The sequence below is a fragment of the uncultured Maribacter sp. genome, from assembly GCF_963974015.1.
GTDB lineage: Bacteria > Bacteroidota > Bacteroidia > Flavobacteriales > Flavobacteriaceae > Maribacter.
The window spans coordinates 108,454-114,453 of sequence record NZ_CAXBBZ010000009.1 but is presented as its reverse complement, the minus strand read 5'-3'; the positions used below and the strand labels follow the sequence as shown (position 1 = coordinate 114,453).

The window sequence follows — 6,000 nt, the reverse complement described above, 5'->3', positions numbered from 1 at the left end:
AGGTTGCTGAGGTAATTCAAGATGCATTCAAATTATTAGGTATTGAGGTGCCTGATCGTATGTAAGTTTAAAAACTTATTCGCAAGCTGGCGTTGGGTGTAATGCCCAGCGATATGCGTTCTATTGTTTCAATGGTATTATCATCTTGAATTCTGTAATAGGTATTTAAGGTATTACTTCTATTGGTCAAATTTAATATTGATGCTCCTAAAGTTGCATTCACCTTTTCGCTTAACATTAAGGTGTAAATAGCCGAAGCATCGACTCTTAAATATTCTGGTAGTCTGCTACTGTTGGATTCTTCATAATTAATTTCATTTGGAAATATAGTTATATCTATCGGGTCATTTTCATCTGGTTGGGTAAAGGGCTTACCAGATTTATAATTCAATCCTAATCCTAATTTTAAATCACCTATGGTGTAGTTTCCAGCAAGAGTCACTGAATGTCTAACATCTAGATTATTAGGAAAGGTAGCTGGTACTAGTGCATCAAACGTATACTCATTTTTATTGAAGGTATAACTAAGCCATGCACTATAGTCATTGTTTTTTGTGTTGATTAAAAATTCAGCTCCTTTAATGGCATAGGAACCTATCTCCCCATCAAATTGATTTTGATTTTGAAAGCCTTGGGTATACACGTTAATACCATTTACCTCTTTATAAAATCCGTCAATACCAACATATAGTTTATCGGTATCATAATTAAACCCAATAGAACCTTGCTTGCTTTTTGTGATGGGGAGTTCATCACCGTCAGAAAGGATCCAACGTCTTTTTTCAATGCCTAAAAAGTTCTGTTCCAAATCTATAATTTGATTGGTGACCTGACTTTTAAATTCACCTAATACTTCGGTCTTAATATTGGGTAAAAGTTCATAAGTGACATTTATTCGTGGTTCAAAAACGTATTCTCTAAAGGTGTTTAAATTTTCGAAATAATTTAACCTGCCACCAATGATACCATTTAATTTCTCATTTTGAGAACTATATTTCAATTCTGAAAACAACGCGTGTTGGCGAATTACCCCTTTTATATTGCTTGCAAAGGGTGGCTGATTAACGTTCGTGGTATTTTCAATTCCTGTTTCGGTAAACTCATAGCCGTTCATCCAATTTATACGCTCCTTTAATATGTAATTGGTAGATAGTTTTACGTTCGATTCTTTTACCAGATTATTTTGTTTTAATTGCTGTAAGTCATTATTAGAAATGGATAAGGCATCCAAAGCGTATTGTGTGTAATAGAAACTTAATTGCGAGGTAAAGTCATCTGTCCATTCGCTTTGCAATTGACTGCCAATAGAGAAATTATCTTGATTGAGATTGCTTCTATTTGGGGCAATGCTGTCGTTTGTAGCTTCAAGGTAATTTAAATTATTGCTCATGTTTATCATGCTGACACTTACCTGTTGGTAAGGGTTTATCTCATAAATGAGCTTCGCAGTGAAATCATAGAAATAAAATTCACTTTCGTTATCTACCTCAGAATCTTGGAATGCTTTTTCTGAGAATGTGGTGTATGTTGGGGTGTTTAGAAAATCGGTATATGACCTTCGGGCAGAAACTTGTACTGCTAAATTTTCGGTGATAGGAATTTCGCCAAAAATATCACCAGAAATTAGATTGACTCCTGCACCACCTCTATAGGTTATAGGCAATTCATCTATGGTGTGCATATGTAAAGTGCCACTAACACCACCGCCGAACATGGCAGAAGTTCCGTTTTTGATGATTGATACTTTTTGGGTCACATATGGATTGAATGCGGATATCAATCCAAAGAAGTGTCCGGTTTGGTACATTTTTATACCATCCCAAAGAATCAGGTTTTGGTCATTAGTGCCCCCTCTGATATTAATATCTGAAACAGTTTCATCAACGCTTTTAATGCCTGGTAAAGCTTGAATGGTCTGAAGAATGTCAGGTTCGCTAACACCTGGAAGAATACCGAATTTTGTAGGATTCAACTCAATACTCGTATTGCTCAGTTTATTAAGTCCGGTGGTTAGAAATTGTGTAACTATAACCTCGTCCAATTCTTGATAGCTTAGCGCCATGGCAATGGTTTTACACTCCTTAGTGTTTACGAATTCTTTCGCTTCAATAAAAACAGGTTTGTAACCAAGGTGTTTTATGTGAACTAGAGAATTCTCAGGAACGTTATCGAATCTAAACGCCCCAGTGGTATCGGTAATTCCCGTTAAATTAGATTGGTAAATTTCAACTGTGGCACCAGGTATAGTGTTCTCTTCAAAGTTGTCCAAAACAAAACCACAAATGGAAATGGTTGCCGTTTTTGTTAAGGTATAGTAACGGTCATTTAGCTTGTTGATGGTTATTCCTGTTACTTTTCTTATTTCGTTGAGAATTATATCAAGGGATTTTGAATCGGGTTTTGCAATGTTGATAGTGTTTATATCGCTATCTGCATAAGAGAATTTTACATTAAACGAGGTTTCTAGTTCAGAAAGATAATCGCGTAATGGTACACTTTTATCAGTTACGTTTTGGGCGTAACTATTCATGCTGAAACTCAGCAAAAATAGCATGGTAATAAGATTATTTAGGTGCTTTTTCGGCATAGAATAGCACTTTGTCCCCATCTAAGTTAAACTTAATTTGTAAAGGAACGCTTATGCTTTTAAGCGCAAGTTCTAAATTGTCGTTACTGAAAGTCCCTGTGAAAAGTTGATCGGTATCAATGCCTGCTGTTGTAACTTTAATATTATATTGGCGCTCTAGTTCGTCCATTACATAATGTAACGGAATACTTTTAAAAGAACTCTCTTTAGACAACCATGAAGGTTCACCATTAACGGTAGCTTTCAGCAGAGTGGTGTTTCCGTCAATGGTCAACATCGAATTTCCAGCAGGTAATTTTGTTTCTTTTCCTTTAATAGTAACGCTTACTAAACCTTCAAAACAAGTGACTTCAAAATAGTTTTCTCGAGTTTCTACATTAAACTGGGTTCCTAATACCGTAACCAACCCTTGTGTAGTTTTTACGGTAAATCTCTTTCCTTTAGCTACTTTAAAATATGCTTCGCCCTTTAGGTCAACGTTTCTATTTTTATCCCATTTTTTCTCGCTAAAAGCCAATTCAGATTCGGCATTCAAGATAACTTCTGAGGCATCTGGTAAGGTGATGGATTTATTCTCGGCATAATCGGTTGTAAACGATTCATTCAATGTGTTTAAATAAAAGAATGATCCGGCTAGTAATACTGCAATGACAGCTGCGACACGTAGAAACTTTTTAAATGGTGATAATATAAAGACTTTGCTTTCTTCTTTAGTTTTGTGTTGCTCGATAGATTCCCATGCTTTATCCATATCAAATTCAGGAGATTCTAACAATGAAGCAGAGTCCTTAATTTTTTTATATGTTGTGTATGCTTCAGATTTTTTGAATTCCGCCAATTCGGCACCGGTCAATTCATCATTAAGCCATTTTGCTAAGTAATTTTCCTGCATATTTTTAGCTTTATATAGTATTAACAACTAATGTTGTAAAAACCCTACTTATTATATTTTTAAATTATTTTCCATTAACCCATGTGCTGAGCATAGTCGAAGTAATCAACCATCATATTCCATCAATTTGTTCCCGTAGGCTTTTGAGTGCCAAATGCATTCTTTTTTCAATTGCTTTTACACTTACCCCGTCCATTTCTGCTATTTCGGCATATTTTTTTCCATCAATCCTATTCAATAAAAAAGTAGTGCGTTGGTTTTCCGGTAGACTATTCAAGGCATTCTCCAATTTTTCCTTGAATTGGTTTTCTTCCATGAGAAACTCCGGGGTCTCGTTTGTGGTCTTTAAAGTACTTTCGGCATATTTTAAGCGTACTTTTTCCGCCTTTATTACATTTAAGTATAAATTATTGGCAACTGTATATAAATAAGATTTTGCTTTTTCTGGAACAACCTTTGAACAATTCTCCCAAAGCTTTACAAAAGCTTCCTGTACAGCATCATTGGCTTTTTCTTCGTTACCGAATTTGTAATAAATGTAATTGAAGATGGTTTTAGACGTTTTATTAAAAATCTTTTTGTAAACCTGTTCTTCGCATACATTTAAATGTTCTTCTGCTTTCAATGGATTGCTTTTTATCAAAGATATTTTAAAAAAAATAAAAATGAAGGTAGGGTATTTTTAAAATCGGTTGTTTTAGAAGCATAATAACAAACAATACCAAGTCATTATGAAAAAGATTTTTAATTACGTAATGTATGTTAGCCTACTAACAATTGCACTAAGTTTTACTGCTTGCCAAAATGAGTTCGAGGAAATAAATACGGGAGAAGAAACTACGGCAATAGCTGCCAATTCTTTTACGGCAGATTTAATTCAACGAACAAGCTCTAATGATGGTTCATGTGATAATATAGTAGATGGCACAAGTTGCTTTGAAATAAACTTTCCATATACCGTTGAGGTTAATGGAATGGTGCTTACTATTGAATCGGAGGAGGATCTTGACCAAATTGAAGAGATATTCGATAGTGTAGAAGATGATGAAAACTTGTTGGATATTATTTTTCCTATTACGGTTACGGCAGGCGATTTCTCTGAAATCACCATAAATGGATTGGAAGATTTGCGTGAATTGGCGGCTGATTGTAAAGAAGGTGGCGATGATGACGATATAGAGTGTATTGATTTTGTCTACCCAATAACCCTGTTCACTTTTAATGTGAATTTGGAGCAAACCAGCTCTGTTATGGTAGAAAGTGATCGCGATTTAAGATTGTTCTTTAAGGATATGGGTGATGATAATTTAATCAGTTTTGATTTTCCTATTTCCCTAGCGTTGTATGATGAAACTACTATTACGGTAGAAAGCAATGAAGAATTGGCGACTGCTATCGAGAATGCAAAAGATATGTGCGATGAAGACGACGATGATGATTATAATGATGATGATTTCAATGCAGATGAATTTAAAAATGAATTGGTTGAATGTGTTTGGTTCGTTACGGAATTTAAAAGAAATGCTGTTGACCAGACCCCACAATATGAAAACTACATATTAAACTTTAAAGAAGATGGTACAGTAGTAACAGGTTTTACAGGAGCTGCCACTGTTGAAGGTACTTGGAGCACGACCGTAGGAGATGATGGTGCGAAACTAACCATGGAATTTGATGCCACTACCGATTTTAACCTAGAATGGAATGTGTATGATTTAGGTGATGATAAAATTAAACTGTACAGCGATGATAGTAACAGAATTATCATGAAACAATTTTGTGCAGAAGACTTGCCAAATGCCAATGCAGATAGTTTAAGAGATATACTTAAAGAGTGTGTTTGGATTATTAAAGACATAGAATTGCAAAATGAGGATTATGATAGGGTCTTAGGTTATGAATTTCAATTTATGGCAGAAGGCGTTTTAACCTTGAGTAATGGTATCAATATTTCTGAAGGAACATGGGAAATTAAATTCAATACGGAGCAAAAATTAGTTATTGCTATTGAAATGCCAGATGAATCTGGGGTAAGCTTTGAATGGCCAATACTTGAAATGTTCAATGATAGATTGAAATTTGAAGCTGACGAAATTGGATACGGGTTGAACCTACAACGTGTATGTGACAATAATGCTAACGATGGAGATGTTGCGGAAATAAGAAATTTTATCATGGGTGGTGAATGGTTAGTAGCTACTTATGTAGAAGATGATGTCGATATGACTAGTTTGTTTGGCGGATACAGTTTAGGATTAATGGCTGAACATCAAATTTCTATCATGGAAGGTGGCGAAGTTTTTGGAGCTGGATTATGGCGGGTACTTAGAAATAGTGATGATAAGCTTAAAGTATATTTAAACTTTGGTGAAAATAGCCCTTTTAATGAATTAACAGATGATTGGGATTTTGTATCGGTAGTTGATGGTAGAATTGAACTTAAAGACATCAGCGGTGATGGAACCATAACCACATTAGTATTAGAAAAGTAAGAATCAAAGGTCTTCGGAAAATCTTTTCT

4 protein-coding genes are annotated in these 6,000 nt (G+C 34.9%); 1 reads left to right on the top strand and 3 read right to left on the bottom strand.

The genetic code is table 11. From position 1 onward, the window contains the following. Positions 1–67: 67 nt before the first annotated feature. From AACZ41_RS12800 to AACZ41_RS12790, 3 genes are all read right to left on the bottom strand, one after another. Positions 68–2,587 carry a carboxypeptidase-like regulatory domain-containing protein gene (locus AACZ41_RS12800; RefSeq protein ID WP_339628890.1) on the bottom strand — a complete coding sequence of 840 codons (2,520 nt, stop codon included), beginning with the start codon at positions 2,585–2,587 and terminating at the stop codon, positions 68–70. Then, positions 2,565–3,479: a FecR domain-containing protein gene (locus AACZ41_RS12795; protein ID WP_339628889.1), complete on the bottom strand. Its 915-nt coding sequence runs from the start codon at positions 3,477–3,479 to the stop codon at positions 2,565–2,567. Before AACZ41_RS12795 ends, AACZ41_RS12800 begins: the two co-directional genes overlap by 23 nt. A gap of 112 nt (positions 3,480–3,591) precedes the next feature. Next, positions 3,592–4,104: a sigma-70 family RNA polymerase sigma factor gene (locus tag AACZ41_RS12790; RefSeq protein WP_339628888.1), complete on the bottom strand. Its 513-nt coding sequence runs from the start codon at positions 4,102–4,104 to the stop codon at positions 3,592–3,594. Between the two features lie 106 nt (positions 4,105–4,210). On the opposite strand from AACZ41_RS12790, the gene AACZ41_RS12785 reads away from it, so the two are divergent. Next, positions 4,211–5,971 carry a hypothetical protein gene (locus tag AACZ41_RS12785; RefSeq protein WP_339628887.1) on the top strand — a complete coding sequence of 587 codons (1,761 nt, stop codon included), beginning with the start codon at positions 4,211–4,213 and terminating at the stop codon, positions 5,969–5,971. The last annotated feature ends 29 nt before the right edge of the window (positions 5,972–6,000 follow it).

Coding starts and splice junctions, on each gene's coding strand:
- AACZ41_RS12795 (WP_339628889.1), bottom strand. CDS start 3,479: ATGCAGGAAAATTACTTAGCAAAATGGCTTAATGATGAATTGACCGGT.
- AACZ41_RS12785 (WP_339628887.1), top strand. CDS start 4,211: ATGAAAAAGATTTTTAATTACGTAATGTATGTTAGCCTACTAACAATT.
- AACZ41_RS12800 (WP_339628890.1), bottom strand. CDS start 2,587: ATGCCGAAAAAGCACCTAAATAATCTTATTACCATGCTATTTTTGCTG.